Source organism: Emticicia sp. SJ17W-69, from assembly GCF_051209875.1.
Taxonomy (GTDB): domain Bacteria; phylum Bacteroidota; class Bacteroidia; order Cytophagales; family Spirosomataceae; genus Emticicia.
The window spans coordinates 1,252,340-1,276,082 of the sequence record NZ_JBNTQY010000001.1; the positions used below are offsets into that span (position 1 = coordinate 1,252,340).

Below are 23,743 nucleotides of genomic sequence, written 5' to 3' on the forward strand. Positions count from 1 at the left end.
CCAAAACAGCAAACCAAATACCCCATTAATCAGTGCAGACAAGACAGGTATTTGTGTTGGAGAAAGTGCAGTATTGACAGCAAGTGGTTGTGTGGGAAGTTTAACATGGAGTACTGGAGCGACGACCAATATCATCACCGTCAGTGCAGCGGGTACTTATACGGCAACTTGTAGCAATGTATGTGGTAGTAGTGGATCAAGTAATCCAGTGGTAATCAACCAAAACAGCAAACCAAATGCACCATTGATCAGTGCAGACAAGACAGGTATTTGTGTTGGAGAAAGTGCAGTATTGACAGCAAGTGGTTGTGTGGGAAGTTTAACATGGAGTACTGGAGCGACGACCAATATCATCACCGTCAGTGCAGCGGGCACATATACGGCAATTTGTAGTAATGTATGTGGTAGTAGTGGATCAAGTAATCCAGTGGTAATCAACCAAAACAGCAAGCCAAATGCACCACTGATCAGTTCAGACAAGACGATATGTTGTGATGGAGAGAAAGCGAAATTAACAGCGAGTGGTTGTGTAGGAAGTTTAACATGGAGTACAGGAGCAACGACGAGCATCATCGAAGTGAGTGTAGCAGGAACCTATACAGCAATTTGTAGTAATTCTTGTGGCAGTAGCTCATCATCGACCCCAATAATAATCAGGACAGGAGTAAAACCAACAACTCCAACGATCGCAACGAATAAAGAGACGCTATGTTTAGGAGAGAGTGCGACGTTAATAGCAAGTGGTTGTAATGGTAGTTTGAACTGGAGTACTGGAGCTACGACAAGCAGTATTACAGTACTTGTAGCAGGTACCTATTCAGTGGTATGTGAGACGATTTGTGGGGTAAGTCCTAAGTCGAATGAGATATTGATCAATACAGGAAGCAAGCCAAATGCACCATTGATCAGTGCAGACAAGACAGGTATTTGTGTTGGAGAAAGTGCAGTATTGACAGCAAGTGGTTGTGTGGGAAGTTTAACATGGAGTACTGGAGCGACGACCAATATCATCACCGTCAGTGCAGCAGGCACATATACGGCAATTTGTAGTAATGTATGTGGTAGTAGTGGATCAAGTAATCCAGTGGTAATCAACCAAAACAGCAAACCAAATGCACCATTGATCAGTGCAGACAAGACAGGTATTTGTGTTGGAGAAAGTGCAGTATTGACAGCGAGTGGCTGTGTGGGAAGTTTGACATGGAGTACTGGAGCGACGACCAATATCATCACCGTCAGTGCAGCGGGCACATATACGGCAATTTGTAGTAATGTATGTGGTAGTAGTGGATCAAGTAATCCAGTGGTAATCAACCAAAACAGCAAGCCAAATGCACCACTGATCAGTTCAGACAAGACGATATGTTGTGATGGAGAGAAAGCGAAATTAACAGCGAGTGGTTGTGTAGGAAGTTTAACATGGAGTACAGGAGCAACGACGAGCATCATCGAAGTGAGTGTAGCAGGAACCTATACAGCAATTTGTAGTAATTCTTGTGGCAGTAGCTCATCATCGACCCCAATAATAATCAGGACAGGAGTAAAACCAACAACTCCAACGATCGTAACGAATAAAGAGACGCTATGTTTAGGAGAGAGTGCGACGTTAATAGCAAGTGGTTGTAATGGTAGTTTGAACTGGAGTACTGGAGCTACGACAAGCAGTATTACAGTACTTGTAGCAGGTACCTATTCAGTGGTATGTGAGACGATTTGTGGGGTAAGTCCTAAGTCGAATGAGATATTGATCAATACAGGAAGCAAGCCAAATGCACCATTGATCAGTGCAGACAAGACAGGTATTTGTGTTGGAGAAAGTGCAGTATTGACAGCAAGTGGTTGTGTGGGAAGTTTAACATGGAGTACTGGAGCGACGACCAATATCATCACCGTCAGTGCAGCAGGCACATATACGGCAATTTGTAGTAATGTATGTGGTAGTAGTGGATCAAGTAATCCAGTGGTAATCAACCAAAACAGCAAACCAAATGCACCATTGATCAGTGCAGACAAGACAGGTATTTGTGTTGGAGAAAGTGCAGTATTGACAGCGAGTGGCTGTGTGGGAAGTTTGACATGGAGTACTGGAGCGACGACCAATATCATCACCGTCAGTGCAGCGGGCACATATACGGCAATTTGTAGTAATGTATGTGGTAGTAGTGGATCAAGTAATCCAGTGGTAATCAACCAAAACAGCAAGCCAAATGCACCACTGATCAGTTCAGACAAGACGATATGTTGTGATGGAGAGAAAGCGAAATTAACAGCGAGTGGTTGTGTAGGAAGTTTAACATGGAGTACAGGAGCAACGACGAGCATCATCGAAGTGAGTGTAGCAGGAACCTATACAGCAATTTGTAGTAATTCTTGTGGCAGTAGCTCATCATCGACCCCAATAATAATCAGGACAGGAGTAAAACCAACAACTCCAACGATCGTAACGAATAAAGAGACGCTATGTTTAGGAGAGAGTGCGACGTTAATAGCAAGTGGTTGTAATGGTAGTTTGAACTGGAGTACTGGAGCTACGACAAGCAGTATTACAGTACTTGTAGCAGGTACCTATTCAGTGGTATGTGAGACGATTTGTGGGGTAAGTCCTAAGTCGAATGAGATATTGATCAATACAGGAAACAAGCCAAATGCCCCAGTAATCAGTACGACTAAGAATAGTTTGTGTAACAATGAAAGTGCGACCTTGAGTGCAACAGGCTGTTCAGGCAATATCAAATGGAGTACGGGAGCTACGACAGCAAGCATCAGTGTAAGTGCCGCAGGAACTTATACCGCAACCTGTAGCAATGCTTGTGGCGAAAGTGGAGCGAGCAATGCAGTGATTATCAACACTGGCAACAGTCCAGCGTCACCAGTAATCAGTACGACTAAGAATAGTTTGTGTAACAATGAAAGTGCGACCTTGAGTGCAACAGGCTGTTCAGGCAATATCAAATGGAGTACGGGAGCTACGACGGCAAGCATCAGTGTAAGTGCCGCAGGAACTTATACCGCAACCTGTAGCAATGCTTGTGGCGAAAGTGGAGCGAGCAATGCAGTGATTATCAGCACTGGCAACAGTCCAGCGTCGCCAGTAATCAGTACGACTAAGAATAGTTTGTGTAACAATGAAAGTGCGACCTTGAGTGCAACAGGCTGTTCAGGCAATATCAAATGGAGTACAGGATCTACGACAGCAAGCATCAGTGTAAGTGCCGCAGGAACTTATACCGCAACCTGTAGCAATGCTTGTGGCGAAAGTGGAGCGAGCAATGCAGTGATTATCAACACTGGCAACAGTCCAGCGTCACCAGTAATCAGTACGACTAAGAATAGTTTGTGTAACAATGAAAGTGCGACCTTGAGTGCAACAGGCTGTTCAGGCAATATCAAATGGAGTACGGGAGCTACGACGGCAAGCATCAGTGTAAGTGCCGCAGGAACTTATACCGCAACCTGTAGCAATGCTTGTGGCGAAAGTGGAGCGAGCAATGCAGTGATTATCAGCACTGGCAACAGTCCAGCGTCGCCAGTAATTAGTACGACTAAGAATAGTTTGTGTAACAATGAAAGTGCGACCTTGAGTGCAACAGGCTGTTCAGGCAATATCAAATGGAGTACGGGAGCTACGACGGCAAGCATCAGTGTAAGTGCCGCAGGAACTTATACCGCAACCTGTAGCAATGCTTGTGGCGAAAGTGGAGCGAGCAATGCAGTGATTATCAACACTGGCAACAGTCCAGCGTCACCAGTAATCAGTACGACTAAGAATAGTTTGTGTAACAATGAAAGTGCGACCTTGAGTGCAACAGGCTGTTCAGGCAATATCAAATGGAGTACGGGAGCTACGACGGCAAGCATCAGTGTAAGTGCCGCAGGAACTTATACCGCAACCTGTAGCAATGCTTGTGGCGAAAGTGGAGCGAGCAATGCAGTGATTATCAGCACTGGCAACAGTCCAGCGTCGCCAGTAATTAGTACGACTAAGAATAGTTTGTGTAACAATGAAAGTGCGACCTTGAGTGCAACAGGCTGTTCAGGCAATATCAAATGGAGTACGGGAGCTACGACGGCAAGCATCAGTGTAAGTGCCGCAGGAACTTATACCGCAACCTGTAGCAATGCTTGTGGCGAAAGTGGAGCGAGCAATGCAGTGATTATCAACACTGGCAACAGTCCAGCGTCACCAGTAATCAGTACGACTAAGAATAGTTTGTGTAACAATGAAAGTGCGACCTTGAGTGCAACAGGCTGTTCAGGCAATATCAAATGGAGTACGGGAGCTACGACGGCAAGCATCAGTGTAAGTGCCGCAGGAACTTATACCGCAACCTGTAGCAATGCTTGTGGCGAAAGTGGAGCGAGCAATGCAGTGATTATCAGCACTGGCAACAGTCCAGCGTCGCCAGTAATTAGTACGACTAAGAATAGTTTGTGTAACAATGAAAGTGCGACCTTGAGTGCAACAGGCTGTTCAGGCAATATCAAATGGAGTACGGGAGCTACGACGGCAAGCATCAGTGTAAGTGCCGCAGGAACTTATACCGCAACCTGTAGCAATGCTTGTGGCGAAAGTGGAGCGAGCAATGCAGTGATTATCAACACTGGCAACAGTCCAGCGTCACCAGTAATCAGTACGACTAAGAATAGTTTGTGTAATAATGAAAGTGCGACCTTGAGTGCAACAGGCTGTTCAGGCAATATCAAATGGAGTACAGGATCTACGACAGCAAGCATCAGTGTAAGTGCCGCAGGAACTTATACCGCAACCTGTAGCAATGCTTGTGGCGAAAGTGGAGCGAGCAATGCAGTGATTATCAACACTGGCAACAGTCCAGCGTCACCAGTAATCAGTACGACTAAGAATAGTTTGTGTAATAATGAAAGTGCGACCTTGAGTGCAACAGGCTGTTCAGGCAATATCAAATGGAGTACGGGAGCTACGACAGCAAGTATCAGTGTAAGTGCCGCAGGAACTTATACCGCAACCTGTAGCAATGCTTGTGGCGAAAGTGGAGCGAGCAATGCAGTGATTATCAACACTGGCAACAGTCCAGCGTCACCAGTAATTAGTACGACTAAGAATAGTTTGTGTAACAATGAAAGTGCGACCTTGAGTGCAACAGGATGTTCAGGCAATATCAAATGGAGTACAGGATCTACGACAGCAAGCATCAGTGTAAGTGCCGCAGGAACTTATACCGCAACCTGTAGCAATGCTTGTGGCGAAAGTGGAGCGAGCAATGCAGTGATTATCAACACTGGCAATAGTCCAGCGTCACCAGTAATCAGTACGACTAAGAATAGTTTGTGTAACAATGAAAGTGCGACCTTGAGTGCAACAGGCTGTTCAGGCAATATCAAATGGAGTACGGGAGCTACGACAGCAAGCATCAGTGTAAGTGCCGCAGGAACTTATACCGCAACCTGTAGCAATGCTTGTGGCGAAAGTGGAGCGAGCAATGCAGTGATTATCAACACTGGCAACAGTCCAGCGTCACCAGTAATCAGTACGACTAAGAATAGTTTGTGTAACAATGAAAGTGCGACCTTGAGTGCAACGGGATGTTCAGGCAATATCAAATGGAGTACGGGAGCTACGACAGCAAGCATCAGTGTAAGTGCCGCAGGAACTTATACCGCAACCTGTAGCAATGCTTGTGGCGAAAGTGGAGCGAGCAATGCAGTGATTATCAACACTGGCAACAGTCCAGCGTCACCAGTAATCAGTACGACTAAGAATAGTTTGTGTAACAATGAAAGTGCGACCTTGAGTGCAACAGGCTGTTCAGGCAATATCAAATGGAGTACGGGAGCTACGACGGCAAGCATCAGTGTAAGTGCCGCAGGAACTTATACCGCAACCTGTAGCAATGCTTGTGGCGAAAGTGGAGCGAGCAATGCAGTGATTATCAGCACTGGCAACAGTCCAGCGTCGCCAGTAATCAGTACGACTAAGAATAGTTTGTGTAACAATGAAAGTGCGACCTTGAGTGCAACAGGCTGTTCAGGCAATATCAAATGGAGTACAGGATCTACGACAGCAAGCATCAGTGTAAGTGCCGCAGGAACTTATACCGCAACCTGTAGCAATGCTTGTGGCGAAAGTGGAGCGAGCAATGCAGTGATTATCAACACTGGCAACAGTCCAGCGTCACCAGTAATCAGTACGACTAAGAATAGTTTGTGTAACAATGAAAGTGCGACCTTGAGTGCAACAGGCTGTTCAGGCAATATCAAATGGAGTACGGGAGCTACGACGGCAAGCATCAGTGTAAGTGCCGCAGGAACTTATACCGCAACCTGTAGCAATGCTTGTGGCGAAAGTGGAGCGAGCAATGCAGTGATTATCAGCACTGGCAACAGTCCAGCGTCGCCAGTAATCAGTACGACTAAGAATAGTTTGTGTAACAATGAAAGTGCGACCTTGAGTGCAACAGGCTGTTCAGGCAATATCAAATGGAGTACAGGATCTACGACAGCAAGCATCAGTGTAAGTGCCGCAGGAACTTATACCGCAACCTGTAGCAATGCTTGTGGCGAAAGTGGAGCGAGCAATGCAGTGATTATCAACACTGGCAATAGTCCAGCGTCGCCAGTAATCAGTACGACTAAGAATAGTTTGTGTAACAATGAAAGTGCGACCTTGAGTGCAACAGGCTGTTCAGGCAATATCAAATGGAGTACGGGAGCTACGACAGCAAGTATCAGTGTAAGTGCCGCAGGAACTTATACCGCAACCTGTAGCAATGCTTGTGGCGAAAGTGGAGCGAGCAATGCAGTGATTATCAACACTGGCAACAGTCCAGCGTCACCAGTAATCAGTACGAGCAAGAATAGTTTATGTCCAGGCGAGAGTGCGACCTTGAGTGCAACAGGCTGTTCAGGTAATATCAAATGGAGTACAGGAGCCACGGGAAATACAACAACAGTAAGTAGCTCAGGTACTTATACAGCGGTATGTTTGAATGCTTGTGGCGAAAGTGGGGCGAGCAATGTAGTAACGATAAGTGTGGGGACCTTACCAACAGCACCAGTGATCAGTACGACTAAGACAAGCTTGTGTGGCACAGAAAGTGCGACCTTGAGTGCGAGTGGATGTGTAGGGACATTGAAATGGAGTAATGGAGTAACAGGCAGCAGTATAGTTGTGAGTACATCAGGGACCTACACAGCAGTATGTAGCAGTACATGTGGCGACAGTGGTAACTCAAATGCGATAGTGATTAGCACAGGGTCAAATCCAGCGTCGCCAGTGATCAGTACGAGCAAGAATAGTTTATGTCCAGGCGAGAGTGCGGTATTGAGTGCAACAGGCTGTTCAGGCAATATTAAATGGAGTACAGGAGCCACGGGAAATACAACAACAGTAAGTAGCTCAGGTACTTATACAGCGGTATGTTTGAATGCTTGTGGCGAAAGTGGGGCGAGCAATGTAGTAACGATAAGTGTGGGTACCTTACCAACAGCACCAGTGATCAGTACGACTAAGACAAGCTTGTGTGGCACAGAAAGTGCGACCTTGAGTGCGAGTGGATGTGTAGGGACATTGAAATGGAGTAATGGAGTAACAGGCAGCAGTATAGTTGTGAGTACATCAGGGACCTACACAGCAGTATGTAGCAGTACATGTGGCGATAGTGGTAACTCAAATGCGATAGTGATTAGCACAGGGTCAAATCCAGCGTCGCCAGTGATCAGTACGAGCAAGAATAGTTTATGTCCAGGCGAGAGTGCGGTATTGAGTGCAACAGGCTGTTCAGGCAATATTAAATGGAGTACAGGAGCCACGGGAAATACAACAACAGTAAGTAGCTCAGGTACTTATACAGCGGTATGTTTGAATGCTTGTGGCGAAAGTGGGGCGAGCAATGTAGTAACGATAAGTGTGGGTACCTTACCAACAGCACCAGTGATCAGTACGACTAAGACAAGCTTGTGTGGCACAGAAAGTGCGACCTTGAGTGCGAGTGGATGTGTAGGGACATTGAAATGGAGTAATGGAGTAACAGGCAGCAGTATAGTTGTGAGTACATCAGGGACCTACACAGCAGTATGTAGCAGTACATGTGGCGATAGTGGTAACTCAAATGCGATAGTGATTAGCACAGGGTCAAATCCAGCGTCGCCAGTGATTAGTACGAGCAAGAATAGTTTATGTCCAGGCGAGAGTGCGACCTTGAGTGCAACAGGCTGTTCAGGCAATATCAAATGGAGTACGGGATCTACGACGGCAAGCATCAGTGTAAGTGCCGCAGGAACTTATACAGCGGTATGTTTGAATGCTTGTGGCGAAAGTGGGGCGAGCAATGTAGTAACGATAAGTGTGGGTACCTTACCAACAGCACCAGTGATCAGTACGACTAAGACAAGCTTGTGTGGCACAGAAAGTGCGACCTTGAGTGCGAGTGGATGTGTAGGGACATTGAAATGGAGTAATGGAGTAACAGGCAGCAGTATAGTTGTGAGTACATCAGGGACCTACACAGCAGTATGTAGCAGTACATGTGGCGACAGTGGTAACTCAAATGCGATAGTGATTAGCACAGGGTCAAATCCAGCGTCGCCAGTGATCAGTACGAGCAAGAATAGTTTATGTCCAGGCGAGAGTGCGGTATTGAGTGCAACAGGCTGTTCAGGCAATATCAAATGGAGTACAGGAGCCACGGGAAATACAACAACAGTAAGTAGCTCAGGTACTTATACAGCGGTATGTTTGAATGCTTGTGGCGAAAGTGGGGCGAGCAATGTAGTAACGATAAGTGTGGGGACCTTACCAACAGCACCAGTGATCAGTACGACTAAGACAAGCTTGTGTGGCACAGAAAGTGCGACCTTGAGTGCGAGTGGATGTGTAGGGACATTGAAATGGAGTAATGGAGTAACAGGCAGCAGTATAGTTGTGAGTACATCAGGGACCTACACAGCAGTATGTAGCAGTACATGTGGCGATAGTGGTAACTCAAATGCGATAGTGATTAGCACAGGGTCAAATCCAGCGTCGCCAGTGATCAGTACGAGCAAGAATAGTTTATGTCCAGGCGAGAGTGCGACCTTGAGTGCAACAGGCTGTTCAGGCAATATCAAATGGAGTACAGGAGCCACGGGAAATACAACAACAGTAAGTAGCTCAGGTACTTATACAGCGGTATGTTTGAATGCTTGTGGCGAAAGTGGGGCGAGCAATGTAGTAACGATAAGTGTGGGTACCTTACCAACAGCACCAGTGATCAGTACGACTAAGACAAGCTTGTGTGGCACAGAAAGTGCGACCTTGAGTGCGAGTGGATGTGTAGGGACATTGAAATGGAGTAATGGAGTAACAGGCAGCAGTATAGTTGTGAGTACATCAGGGACCTACACAGCAGTATGTAGCAGTACATGTGGCGACAGTGGTAACTCAAATGCGATAGTGATTAGCACAGGGTCAAATCCAGCGTCGCCAGTGATCAGTACGAGCAAGAATAGTTTATGTCCAGGCGAGAGTGCGGTATTGAGTGCAACAGGCTGTTCAGGCAATATCAAATGGAGTACAGGAGCCACGGGAAATACAACAACAGTAAGTAGCTCAGGTACTTATACAGCGGTATGTTTGAATGCTTGTGGCGAAAGTGGGGCGAGCAATGTAGTAACGATAAGTGTGGGTACCTTACCAACAGCACCAGTGATCAGTACGACTAAGACAAGCTTGTGTGGCACAGAAAGTGCGACCTTGAGTGCGAGTGGATGTGTAGGGACATTGAAATGGAGTAATGGAGTAACAGGCAGCAGTATAGTTGTGAGTACATCAGGGACCTACACAGCAGTATGTAGCAGTACATGTGGCGATAGTGGTAACTCAAATGCGATAGTGATTAGCACAGGGTCAAATCCAGCGTCGCCAGTGATCAGTACGAGCAAGAATAGTTTATGTCCAGGCGAGAGTGCGGTATTGAGTGCAACAGGCTGTTCAGGCAATATTAAATGGAGTACAGGAGCCACGGGAAATACAACAACAGTAAGTAGCTCAGGTACTTATACAGCGGTATGTTTGAATGCTTGTGGCGAAAGTGGGGCGAGCAATGTAGTAACGATAAGTGTGGGTACCTTACCAACAGCACCAGTGATCAGTACGACTAAGACAAGCTTGTGTGGCACAGAAAGTGCGACCTTGAGTGCGAGTGGATGTGTAGGGACATTGAAATGGAGTAATGGAGTAACAGGCAGCAGTATAGTTGTGAGTACATCAGGGACCTACACAGCAGTATGTAGCAGTACATGTGGCGATAGTGGTAACTCAAATGCGATAGTGATTAGCACAGGGTCAAATCCAGCGTCGCCAGTGATCAGTACGAGCAAGAATAGTTTATGTCCAGGCGAGAGTGCGGTATTGAGTGCAACAGGCTGTTCAGGCAATATTAAATGGAGTACAGGAGCCACGGGAAATACAACAACAGTAAGTAGCTCAGGTACTTATACAGCGGTATGTTTGAATGCTTGTGGCGAAAGTGGGGCGAGCAATGTAGTAACGATAAGTGTGGGTACCTTACCAACAGCACCAGTGATCAGTACGACTAAGACAAGCTTGTGTGGCACAGAAAGTGCGACCTTGAGTGCGAGTGGATGTGTAGGGACATTGAAATGGAGTAATGGAGTAACAGGCAGCAGTATAGTTGTGAGTACATCAGGGACCTACACAGCAGTATGTAGCAGTACATGTGGCGACAGTGGTAACTCAAATACAATAGTGATTAGCACAGGAAGCGGGCCTAATCCTCCATCAATTAGTACTACTAAAACAAGTATTTGTGGTACTGAAAATGCGATATTGACGGCAACAGGTTGTGCAGGAACAGTTACTTGGAGTAATGCAGCAACAGGAACCAGTATCACAGTAACCATAGCAGGTACATATACTGCGAGATGTTCAGGAATTGGTTGTGGAGATAGTGTGCCTTCAAATCAAGTAGTGATTAAAACAGATTCAGCACCAGCATCACCAATTATTAGTGCAAGCAAAGTTGGTCTTTGTGGAACAGAAACAGCCACATTAACAGCATCAGGTTGTAACAATACTGTGAAATGGAGCAATGCAGCAACAGGAACCAGCATTACGGTAAGTACTGCAGGAACTTATACAGCGACTTGTATTAGTGCATGTGGTGAAAGTGGACAAAGCAATGCAATTGTGATTGTTCTTACGCCTGCACCATCAATTCCAACAGTCACAGCAAGTAATACAAATATTTGTGGAACAGAAACAGCAACATTAACAGCGACAGGTTGTGCTGGAACAGTGACATGGAGTACTGGTGCAACGACAACAAGTATTAGTGTAAGTGTAGCAGGAACATATACTGCCACTTGTAAAACCATTTGTAGTGAAAGTGAGCCAAGCCAAGGCGTAGTTATCAAACGTGGAAATACACCTTCTGCACCAGTTATTTCATCAAACAAAACAAATGTTTGTGAAACAGAAAAAGCAACTCTAAGTTCAACTGGTTGTACAGGTATAATTACTTGGAGTACAGGAGCTACAAGTTCAAGTATTCAAGTAGGTGCGGGAACTTACACAGCAACTTGTACAAATAGTTGTGGAGTAAGTGGAAACTCAAATGCTATAATTATAACGAATGGTGGTTTACCTAATTCTCCAACTGTAACAGCAAATAGGACAAGCCTCTGTGGAACAGAAACTGCGATTTTGACTTCATCAAGTTGTGCAGGTACAATTACTTGGAGTACTGGAGCAACAGGAAGTTCATTGACAGTCACAACAGCAGGGACATATACAGCAGTTTGTAAAAATGCCTGTGGAACAAGTCCAGCATCAGTTGCAATAACAATTACTTCTGGAGGAAATCCTTCAGCACCTAATTTGACTACCGATAAACCAGAAATTTGTGCAACGGAATCAGCAACTTTGACAGCAACAGGATGTAGTGGAACAGTGACATGGAGTACAGGAGCAACAGGAAGTACTTTGAAAGTAACGACTGCTGGTACTTATACTGCAACTTGCCAAAACACTTGTGGAATAAGTATTGCAGCAGCACCACTAAACATCAAAACGAAAGCAGATTGTGGAACATGTAATGCACCAACGCCAGCAATAACAGCATCTGTAACAACTATCTGTAAACCACAAAATGTTACTTTGACAGCAACTGGTTGTGCCACTGGTACAATAGTTTGGTCAACAGGTCAGACTGGTACTTCGGTAATAGTGAAACCAACCGCGACGACAATTTATTCGGCAACTTGTAAAGTTTCAGATAATTGCACAAGTCCATTATCAAATACAATACAAATAAAGGTAGGTACAGTCGCAACACCGACACTTGCATGTAGCACAGATTTAGTTTGTAAAGGAGAATCAGTAACGATTAAAGCTTATGGTTGTGAAGGAGTGGTGATTTGGTCAACTGGCCAAACAGGTGAGTCAATTATTGTTACACCAGACGGTTCATCTACTTACACAGCAAAATGTAAAGTTGGAGATTGTGAAAGCCCAATTACTGAACATTTGAATATTGCTGTTGGAACACCTAACAAACCATTTGTGACTTGTAAAAATAGTGTCATCTGTTTAGGCGGAAGTTCAACTTTAACAGCATCAGGTTGTACAGGAACGGTAGTTTGGTCAACGGGTCAAACGGGTGCTGTCTTAACTGTTTCGCCAAAAACTGAGAAATCAACTTATTCTGCAATTTGTAAATCAAATGGTGGTAAGTGTGAAAGCGAAAAATCAAACGAGATTGAAATAACAGTTGGTAAGACGGTAGTTGCTCCAAAAGTAATAGCGGAAGTTAAGAATATCTGCCCTTTCAATACTGCAGACCTTAATACAGCCATTTTAGGAGATCCTTCCACCAATGGAGGTCAGTTTGAATTCCATACCTCAAGCTCACCAAGCTCACCAATCGTTACAAATCCAGGAGCAGTTGGAGAGGCAACATACTATGTCTTTGAACGTAGCAATGTTGGATGTTATTCCGATGCAGTTGCCGTGAGAGTGGTAATTACAGTTTGTCCAGGTGGCGTTACACCACCAAGCCCTCCAGTTGTTGATATTGAGGTAAGAAAAGTAGCTTCTGCCAAAAATATTCCAGTTAATGAAATAGCAACTTATAAAGTTGTTGTGAAAAATAAAGGAGAAGTGAAAGCATCGGGTATTGAAGTAAGAGACATCTTACCAAGCGGTTTAACTTTCGAAAGTGTAAGTAGCAATGCGAAGTATGCCAATGGAATCGTATCTATTAAAATTGATACTTTGAAAAAAGGTGATAGTACAACATTTACTTATACGACTAAAGTAACGGCTGCTGGTAAAATTGTAAATAAAGCCGAATTGTTCAAAATTAATGAAACAGATAATGTTTTATCAAACAATTCAAGCGAGTTTATAATCAACGACCCAATCAATGGTAAACTCATTGGTATCAGTAAAGTATGTGACCCAGCGGTCTTGGTAAGTGATATGATCTACAATGTGCCGTTTGTTATTTATGTAACCAACTTGGGCGGTGAAGATGTGAATAAACTTCAAGTGAAAGATGACCTTGACCGTGCATTTGGTAATGGAGCTAAGATTTTGAATGATACAATTAAATTAGTAGCAGATGCTGGTTTAGTAGTCAATCCAAAATACACAGGTCGTGGCTTAAATACAAACATGCTAATTGATTCAGCAAGTAGCATTAAGAAAGGTCAAAAATTAGCAATTAGATTTACGGTTAAAGTTGATTTGAAAAATGCAACTATCACAAACTTCTTTAATAGTGCTGAAGTTACTTTTGATGGTAATAAAAATGATATTTCAACCAGCGGTGTAAATGCTGACCCTGATGATGATGGTGACCCAACTAATAACCAAGAGGCAACTAAGATTGATATCAAAATCGACAATGTACCGACTAAACCTGCGATTGGTATTGCATTATCAATTGCTGATTCGGTGAAGGTTGATGATAAATCTTATAATGTAACTTATTTAGCACTTGTTAAAAATGTTGGTAACTCGAAATTGACGAATGTACAAGTAGCTGATAGTCTAAGCAAAGTATTTGCTGATAGTGTGACTTACCAATTGGTAGGTAAACCAACAGCAGGCAAAAACAGTACGTTGAAGTTAAATCCAAACTTCAATGGTAAAGAAGACGTAAATCTCTTGATTGCAGACTCGACCAGCAAGTTGAATGTAAGTCAGTTAGATTCAATCTACTATACCGTTAAAGTGTTCCATAATGGACACACTGGACCATTTGCAAACTATGCTTATGCGAAAGCAATTGGTAATGGAAATATCGTATCTGACATCTCAAATACAGGTATTGAAATTAAAGTAAATGAATCATCGCCAACCTTGCTAAGATTACCATTAGTATCAGGTATTGTTATTATTCCAGAAGCATTCTCACCAAATGGTGATGGTAATAATGACTTCTTTAAGATAACAATTCCAAATACAGCAAAATTGATAAGTGCTGATATTTATAACCGTTGGGGACACGTGGTCTATAGAGACAAAGATAATGTCTTGGCAACCAAAGGTTGGGATGGTACATCTAATCAAGGTATCAGGTTCGGAACAGAGGGTGTTCCTGATGGAACGTATTATTATGCAATTGATTACGAACTTGATGGACAAAGAGTTCATAAAGTAAGCTACATCACCATTGCAAGATAGGATAAATCTTAAGTAACCCACTAAATGCCACCTTTTCAAAACGAACAAAAACGTGATGAAAGGGGGCATTTTTTTATTAATTAAAAGTGTAATTTTTGAGCTAAAATTGAGTAGAATTGATTAATACTGGTAGAAAATACAACGCTCATAGGCCCTATGTTTGATGTGATTATGAATTGCCAATTATTGACCTTAGAATATCACTTTTTTTTCGAAAGTATTAACATTGTTACAGGCATGATTTTTGTAAACTGTTCGTTATTCATTCAAGAAGCAACTATTTTTAGAAAATGTTATTAAAGAGGTTAATCATATTTATCTACCTCACAACTGCTACTTTTGCCTTATTTGCCCAAAATAACTCCAAATTGCTTCAAAAAGCAGATGCACAATATGGAGCCTTGGCATATGCAAAAGCCATAGAGTTGTATGAAACTGCTTTGAAAAAACCGAAGAGTTTGACAGATGATGAGATCATAAAAGCTAAAATCAATCTTGCTTTAAGTTATAAACAAGTAAAAGATTATCAGAATGCTGAAAGAGTATTTTATGATGTTTTAAGTGGAAATCCTATCTTAAAAGGAGACGATATTAAAGCATATCGCACATTTGCCCAAGTGCTTACAAGTAATGGTAAATTCTCAGAAGCCAATTTATATTGGCAAAAATTTAATGAATTACAAGAACAAGATAAACGAGGAGTTGAATTTGTTAAATTGAATAGCAACCGTGAAGCTTTAGAGCGAAATTCAGGAAGCTATAAGATAGAATATGTTGGAATCAATTCAAGTAGTGCCGATTTTAGCCCTGTTTATTATAAAAAAGGCTTAGTTTTTGTTTCAGGAAGAAGTGCCAACGCAAGTATTAAGAGAGTTTTTAATTGGGATGCTTCTTCATTTCTTGACCTATTTTATCTCGAAGACCTCAAAGCTCTTGGTACGGAAACAGGTGCATCTGCTACTGGTTCGAGTTCTCAAACAGCTTCTCCAAAAACACCTCAACCATCCAAAAGGCTGGGGAGTGATTATTATACTCCACCTACTGCCAATGATACAAAAACCGTTGGTCGTAAAGGAAGTGACTATATCACTGGTAGTAAAGATTTGGATTATGAAGAAACACCTTCGATTCCTACCGAGAAATTTAGCAAATCACTTAATTCAAAATACCATGAAGGCCCTTGTGCTTTTTTTCATGATGGAATGAAAATTGTTTTCACAAGGAATAGCCAAAGTGGGGGAGGAGGTATTTTTGGACAAAAGAAAAATGCAGCGATTACTCGATTAAAACTTTATACTGCCGAATATGAAGACAAAGAGTGGCGAAAAATCAAAGAAATTCCTTTTAATAGCAATGATTATTCGTGCGGACATCCAACCCTGACCATTGATGATAAAATCATGTATTTTGTGTCTGACATGCCAGGAGGATATGGTGGAACCGATATTTGGATGACTCGATATAACAATGGAGATTGGACAAAACCTCAAAATTTAGGCGGAACAGTGAATACTCGTGGTAATGAAATGTTTCCATTCATTGATGAGCGTGGCAACCTCTATTTTTCGTCCGATGGTCATCCAGGCTTGGGTGATTTAGATATGTTTTTCATTCCAATGAATACAGCTACGGCCATGCCAAGTGGGAAAATACGCAACTTAGGTGCTCCGCTTAATTCAAGTAAAGATGATTTCGGAATTATTACAGATAGCGAGCGTCGTACAGGTTTTTTGAGTAGTAACCGAAAACGTGGCGGAAACGATGACGATATTTATAAATTTACTCGTCTTGGTACACTTTATGGCTGCCGTGAATTAGTCGTAAATATCTTTGATAATGAAACCAAAAAGCCTTTCGATAGAATTAGGTTTGAGTATGAAGTTAAAGGAGAGCCAGCCTTACGTGAAAGTGCGATCACCAATACTTTAGGTACAATAAAACTATGTTTAGAAGCAGATAATGACTTTAATTTCTATGTAAAACAAAATGGTTATCAACCAATAACTGTGAATTTTTCAAACAAAGACGCTTCTGATTATGAATCTTCAAAATTAGATATATACCTAAAAAAAGAAGTGTTGATTGTAGAAAAAAACAAAAAAAGTAAGGTTGAAACACCTAATCTTACTGCTAATGAGATTTTGGTAGCTCGTAGAAATGGTAATAGTATTTCTACAATTTTTAGAGGAGTTGTGACGGCAGGTAAAGATAGTACGCCAATTGCGGGAGTATTGATAAAGTTTATCAATCAATGTAATGGAAGTATTCAAGAAATGACCACAGGAGCCGATGGTTCTTATGAGTTTAAGCGTGAGTTAAATTGTGATTATATTTTGGAGTCGGTGAAGGAGGGATTTGGAAAATCTTCAGAATTAGTGGCAAAAGTTGAAGAAAAACGTAGTATTATTAATATTTTCCGTAAAAAGACTGCACCAGTAAATATCGGTTCATTATTTGATACAAAGTTGTATAAGGTGGGAGATGTGGTACAATTAGACAATATTTACTACGACTCCGAAAGTGCAAAAATCAGGAAAGATGCTGCCCGTGAACTTGAAAAATTGGTAAATACCATGCGGAAAAATCCGAACATGATTATCGAAATTCGCTCGCATACTGATACACGTGGCAATGCTCAAGATAACTTATATCTTTCTCAACTCAGAGCCAATGAGGTTGTAGATTTTATGGTACAAAAAGGAATTGCCCGTGGAAGAATGCGAGGTGTTGGAAAAGGAGAGTCAGAGCCTGTTAACGGATGTGGAGATGGTGTGCAGTGTACTGAAGCAGAGCATCAACGCAATCGCAGAACTGAATTTAAAATTCTTTCAATTGAACGGAAATAATCCTATTCATATTTAAAAAAAAAGATAGGATGAATATATTTATTCATCCTATACTGTATAGCCATGAAAACTATTTTTCAATAGTGTACAAATATAAATAATACTTAATTGTAATTGTATATAATTCTATAAACTGTATTTTTTGGTGTTAAATCGACATGAAAACCAAGTTTTTGAGTAGGAATTATGACAACATATCTCGAAAAGATATGTTGTTTTGTTTTAAACTAATTTATCCAAAATTTTAAATGATTTATTTTGAAATCAAATTAATTATTTAGATATTTATATAAATAATTAATTATTGATTATTAAGCATCTAAAATCATGGCAGAATTCACAAATAATACTCGTCAATCAAGGGTGGATATGACCCCAATGGTAGATTTGGGATTTTTACTTATCACCTTCTTTGTTTTTACCACTACATTTTCATCGCCAAATATGATGAAACTAATGATGCCTGATAAGTCAGACAAGGAGGTTCCATTTATAAAGTATAGAAATACTTTGACTTTTATATTAGGAAAAGATAATCGAATTTTTTGGCATCAAAAAGGGCGTACAGACCTTAGTTCAGAAGTTTTAAATGAGACTTCTTATGGAACAACTTTAAGTAAATTAATTATTGAAAAACGGAATAGTGCTATTGAAAAGGAAAATTTTACGGTAATAATCAAGCCATCCGATGAATCAAATTATAGAAATACTGTGGATGTGCTGGATGAAATGAAAATAACTAATCAGCCAATTTATGTGCTAACTGATATTTCACCGAAAGAAGTAGAAGTGTATCAGAATAAGGTGAAGTTATGAAATAATTGAGCCGCTTGAAAACCCTCAAGCGGCTCAAAATACGCTTAATTATTGCTTCTCGCTTTCACATTGATTTGTAAAGGACTATTAACGTTACCAATACCTTTGATTGAAAAATCAGTGATATAAGGAATATTTGTTAAACCCGATGGAACAAAAGGTGTTGTACCCGAAAATGCCCCAATAGGTGTGCTACTTGGTCCAACTATAAGTGCAGGTGAGTTTACAGAAAGTTCTAAATTGCTTTCAAGAAAAGGATTTTCTGCCCAAGGGTTTGTTACTTTAAAAACGGTACTTGAGCTAACTGAGTTTACATTTCCATTATTAACTGGTAAGCCTGCATGTCTGGTGCATAGGTTATTTGATACTGTTGTTCCTTGACAAGTTGTCACTTCTATAGCAAAAAAGGACTCTGTATCACGTGTATCAAAAATATTGGCTGTGATGGTATTTGCATCCACATCTCTAAAAGCAAATACTTTTTCGCTAATATAAAATGTATTTCTTGTGATGTTTGCTGAAACAAAACTCGCTAAACCTTCAGAAAATCGGCCAAATGGAAATGAAATATTTTATTAGTTATAGTACAGTTTGATGTTCTTCTACCGTCTGAGTTATTTGCATAAGACTCATTTCCTAATCCAATAAGACTATGAGTAATTCTATTATTGCGTATAATGGTATTATTTGCAATGGTTGTTACACCTTCAAAGGTTTCAAATCCTAATGAAAGCGAATTTATAAGATTACGTTCAACGATACAATTAGCATCACTAATAGTAATTGCACCCAGTATATCCAATCCAGTTATTCGGCTGCCAGCACTTCCCTGAGCAAAGTATGATATTGATAATAATATGAATAGCAATGCGTTTTTTATGATATTTTTTATCTAATTATTTGATTATCAGTATATTATCTGGTTATTTGTTGAGTTTTTATACTTTCGAGTGCTGTGAGTTTTTGTTCAAAACCTTCCAGCATTTTCTTCAAAGTATTAATCTGAGATTGTTGTTCTTTTACTGCATTGACGAGAGGCATCACGAAGTCAGAATATGCCAATGAATAATATCCATCAGCCGATTTTTTCAAACCACTAAATGGTAGATTTAAATCTTTCAATATTTGTTCAATATCTTGAGCAATAAATCCATCGTAACGGATTTTATTTTTATCATCAATGTAGTTATAAGAAGCAGTTTGAAGACGATTGATAAAATCAAGACCGAGTTTAGGCGTATAAATGATGTTTTCTTTGAGGCGTCTATCTGAAGGATTGCTCCATGCAACTTGCCCTTCTATGACCGTCACGGAAGTGTTACCAATACGCACTTTATTGCTGGCATTTACTTTAGCATCAAAGCCTATGGCTGTGGCATTTGATAGGTTTGGTAGGCTTACATCTGCACCATTACCAACACCTGTATTATTTCCTCCAGTAGTATTACTATTTAGTGAATTTAACCCAACGCCAGTATTACCATAGCCAGTTGTATTGTTTTCAAGGGAAAAACTTCCAAGAGCAGCATTGTTTGTACCAGTTGTATTGTTTTTAAGAGTTAATATACCAGTAGCACTATTTTGAGAACCTGTTGAATTTGCAAAAAGAGAAAGATGCCCATTTGCAGTATTGTAGCCACCAGTTGTGTTATAGAAAAGAGCCTTGAATCCGCTAGCTGTATTAGCATTACCAGTAGTATTTTTAAACATAGTAGTGGAGCCAATCGCTACATTATTAATACCAGTCATATTAGAAAAAAGCGATGCTTCTCCGATAGCCGTATTATCATAAGCAGTTGTATTGTTATAAAGTGCACCTGTCCCTATAGCAGTATTATAATCTCCATCTATATTACTAAATAGTGTCGATTGTCCAACGGCAGTATTTCGAGAGCCAGTTTTATTGGCTTTTAAAGCATCCGTTCCCATAGCGGTGTTTTCTTCACCAATTGTGTTACTGAATAAAGCCGCAAAACCAGTAGCGGTATTACTACCTGCTGTTTTATTTTGATGGAGAGCAAAGAATCCTGTAGCAGTATTATAACTACCAGTAGTGTTGCTATAAAGTGCATCAGGGCCTAAAGCAGTATTCGCACCGCCTGTTGTATTATTACTAAGCGTATAATAGCCATAAGCGGTATTATAATTTCCCGTTGTATTTTTTTCTAATGAAAGAAAACCACTAGCGGTATTCCAGCTACCAGTCGTGTTATTATATAAAGTGTGTGTGCCAAGGGCAACATTTTGTGTGCCAGTTGTGTTAGAATACAGCGATGATTCTCCGACAGCAGTATTCTCACTGGCAGTGGTATTAGAATTAAGTGCCCGACTTCCGACTGCTGTATTATTGTTGCCCGTTGAATTTGTGCCAAGTGTAAAAAATCCAATCGCCGTATTCTCATTACCAACATTGTTTACTGCTAAAGAAGAACTCCCCATAGAAGTATTATAATTGCCAGTGGTATTTGAAGATAAAGCTCTATTACCAACTGCACTATTTGAAAATCCTGTTGTATTTTGTAGTAATGACCACATTCCAACAGCTACATTAGTTCTTCCAGTTGTATTTTGGGAAAGTGTATATCCTCCAATTGCAACATTCTGAAACCCACTTATATTTGAACGTAAAGCGTTTGTTCCAATGCCAATGTTAAGTTCTCCACTATTGTTAAAAAATAATGTTGAATCTCCAATGCCAATATTGCTATATCCAATAGTATTTGAGTAAAGGCTGTTTCTTCCAACAGCCACATTACTATGTCCTGTGGTAGTTGATCTAAGTGTATTTGTACCCAAACCCACATTTGTAATAGAACCATTGCCGCTGGTTTTGCCTTGAATCCCTCGTGGACTGATAATAACCGAGCCATCGGTGGCTTCTTGGGTATTGATTTGTGCATGACCCAGTAAGGTGATGCTTGAGAATATTGAGATTAGGATTTTTTTCATGAGTTAGTTTTTTGATAAAGTTTAATTGCAACCTTCAATTTTAGCAGAGAAAACACTGCCATTATTTGCTTGAAATGTGGGTGAAAGCGTCACGCTTTGGGTAGCCGAATATATACTTGTAGCACCTGCCGCCACACGTTGCGTAGATATAATAGTACCTGCTCGTTGGGTAGAGGTAGTGGCATTGCCCGATAAAGTCAGATTCGAACCGCTTACTGCAACTGCATTTGAGGTACAAATGGTGTTGCTATACCTTAAAATATTATTGTTACTGCCGTAATCTCGCCCGATTATCCAGCCACTGCTACCACCAGGAAGCATAAAAATTCTAATGCCAATGTATTGGGTTGGCTGAGTAAAATATGTTGACCCTTTAAAGAATGTGTTACCTCCGTTTTTGGTCGTAATAATATCTGAACCGATAATATTTGAGGATAACATCCAACCCCGATTGTTATCAATAAATTGTAAAGATGTAATGCCCCGATTGGCATAAGCCGTAGTCTGAATAGCCGAATATGAAAGCCAGTTTGTACCTCCATTGACAGTTTTTGAAACATCAGGAAGTGTAACGCTTGGATTTGCATTCCGTCCACCAGTCCAGCCAGTATTGTTATCTATAAAGGAAAGTTTTCTATATACTCCCGCACTGGTAGAAGTAGAAGTTGTCCAATTTATACCACCATCAACGCTTTTACGTACAAAACTCGTATTATTAGCAGAGCTACTGCCCGTTAAATAACCTGTATTAATATCAGTAAATTGAACATCAGTATAGGTGTCATTTGTTGATGCTCCATTATCAATACTTACTGTATTCCATGTAGCTCCACCATCAATTGTTTTCAATACTAAGTATTGGCTACCAACTGCCCAACCAGTAGCTGCATTCAAAAAGAAGACATCCGTCAAATTGTTACTTACACCACTTGATACGGTTTGCCAAGTTGTTCCACCATTCATGGTGCGTACGATTACACCATTGGCTCCCACAGCTACACCATTATTGGGGTTGGTAAAATAAATGGAATTCAAAGTTGTTGTGATTCCGCTTGTTTGTTGCGTCCAATTATCACCCCCCAAAGTTGTTTTGAAGATTTGTCCATCACTTCCAAGTACCCAGCCTGTGGTTGAGTTAATGAAAAAAAGATCAATAAGTTGTTGATTAGATGGAGATGCCAATGTAGGCATCCAATAACCTTCTTCCAAAGTGGTTGCTACCTGATAGGTTGCTGCATCAGTGGGGGTATAAGTAGCACTTGTAGCACCCAAAATAGCGTTAAAATCTTTATACCACTGAAAACCAGTTGCTCCGTTTGCTGATGCTGTAAGCATAGAACAAGTAAAACCCGAACCTGAGATAATTGGAATAGATGTCTCGGTGCAAGCATTAGCATTGGGGGTTGATAAAATGTTAATAAATGCTGTCTTTATTGTCGTTGCTGATGCATTTCCACAAATATATGCAGGCGAATTGGGGTAAGTTAGGACATCTAATTTCACAGTATAAATACCAGATACCGAGAATGATATAGTAGGATTAATAGCAGTATTACTACTAATTGTATAACCTGTAGTTGAGCCACCTCTATATGGTGTTATTGTCCAAGTATAATTAGTAATTTCACATAAATTAGTGGAAAGGTTATTTAAAGTGTAGGATGTACCCTTGTTTAGTGTCACACTTGTAGCATTTTCAGGGAAATTTGAGATACTAAAATCTGCACCTAACTGCTGAGCATTGGCATCTGCTAAAAAAAAGCTACAAATTAATAAGCACCATGTTTCCCAAAAAGCTTTTTCGTTAGTGTTAATAATTATCTTATTCATCATATTAATAATTTAAATTTTAAAAAATAAGTGTAAAAATATGCCTATTGACAGGCATTAAACTTCCATTGCACGAGCTACTATTTATAAATAAATTGTTACCCGATTGACTAACTTGACCGTCAACAAAAACATAGAAAAAAAGAAAAGGAGAAATTTCTCATTGATCTTAAAATTCAGAATTTGCCCTTATTGTGAGATTATTTAGCCATTTTTTCCATAACTTGTTTTCCCTGTCTTCGTGAAAAGGGAATTATCTGGTTATTATGAAGTGTTAATTGTTTAGCACAATGACTAAGTACATAATCCCAGTTAACGACAAATTTCTTGTTGGTTCGAATAAAGTTTCCGTGAGAGTTGAGGCTTTTTTGGACTCTTTTTAGGGTAGTTGCGATAATGAATTGTTCGCCATTGAAGAGGTGAATGGTAGTATAGTTAATATCAGCAACAAGCATTAAAACTTGCTTGGGTGATACTGTTTTTCTTCCCCCAATCGAAATATAATTCGATTCAGAGTTCGATTTTGTTGAATCCGTTTTCATTGAAAAATACTATTTTGAACAGCAAAAGATTGTACTTTGTTTCGATACAAATGTACAGGTAAAGATTATTGCAAAACAATACCACGTTAGAGGGA

7 protein-coding genes (1 of these 7 only partly in view) are annotated in these 23,743 nt (G+C 40.7%); 3 read left to right on the forward strand and 4 right to left on the reverse strand.

Annotated elements, in window-relative coordinates; all coding sequences use genetic code 11:
• The 3 genes from ACQUQZ_RS05190 to ACQUQZ_RS05200 all read left to right on the forward strand — a co-directional run.
• Positions 1-14,665: the 3' end of a gliding motility-associated C-terminal domain-containing protein gene (locus tag ACQUQZ_RS05190; RefSeq protein WP_435353703.1), read on the forward strand. The gene continues 33,395 nt to the left of window position 1, outside the view; the window shows 14,665 of its 48,060 coding nt (coding positions 33,396-48,060); its start codon lies off the left edge, out of view; the stop codon is at positions 14,663-14,665.
• A 290-nt stretch (positions 14,666-14,955) separates the two neighbouring features.
• Complete coding sequence (locus ACQUQZ_RS05195) at positions 14,956-17,511, forward strand: OmpA family protein (RefSeq protein ID WP_435353704.1); 2,556 nt, start codon at positions 14,956-14,958, stop codon at positions 17,509-17,511.
• 327 nt (positions 17,512-17,838) lie between these two features.
• Complete coding sequence (locus ACQUQZ_RS05200; RefSeq protein ID WP_435353705.1) at positions 17,839-18,327, forward strand: biopolymer transporter ExbD; 489 nt, start codon at positions 17,839-17,841, stop codon at positions 18,325-18,327.
• Between the two features lie 44 nt (positions 18,328-18,371).
• On the opposite strand, the gene ACQUQZ_RS05205 is transcribed toward ACQUQZ_RS05200, so the two are convergent.
• The 4 genes from ACQUQZ_RS05205 to ACQUQZ_RS05220 all read right to left on the reverse strand — a co-directional run bounded on the left by ACQUQZ_RS05205 (position 18,372) and on the right by ACQUQZ_RS05220 (position 23,648).
• Complete coding sequence (locus ACQUQZ_RS05205) at positions 18,372-18,788, reverse strand: hypothetical protein (RefSeq protein ID WP_435353706.1); 417 nt, start codon at positions 18,786-18,788, stop codon at positions 18,372-18,374.
• Positions 18,789-19,242: 454 nt separating this feature from the next.
• Positions 19,243-21,276: a tail fiber domain-containing protein gene (locus ACQUQZ_RS05210; protein ID WP_435353707.1), complete on the reverse strand. Its 2,034-nt coding sequence runs from the start codon at positions 21,274-21,276 to the stop codon at positions 19,243-19,245.
• 21 nt (positions 21,277-21,297) lie between these two features.
• A complete protein-coding gene (locus ACQUQZ_RS05215; protein ID WP_435353708.1) occupies positions 21,298-23,106 on the reverse strand; it encodes a WD40/YVTN/BNR-like repeat-containing protein in 1,809 nt (602 codons plus the stop codon).
• Between the two features lie 200 nt (positions 23,107-23,306).
• Positions 23,307-23,648 carry a LytR/AlgR family response regulator transcription factor gene (locus ACQUQZ_RS05220; protein WP_435353710.1) on the reverse strand — a complete coding sequence of 114 codons (342 nt, stop codon included), beginning with the start codon at positions 23,646-23,648 and terminating at the stop codon, positions 23,307-23,309.
• Positions 23,649-23,743: the final 95 nt, after the last annotated feature.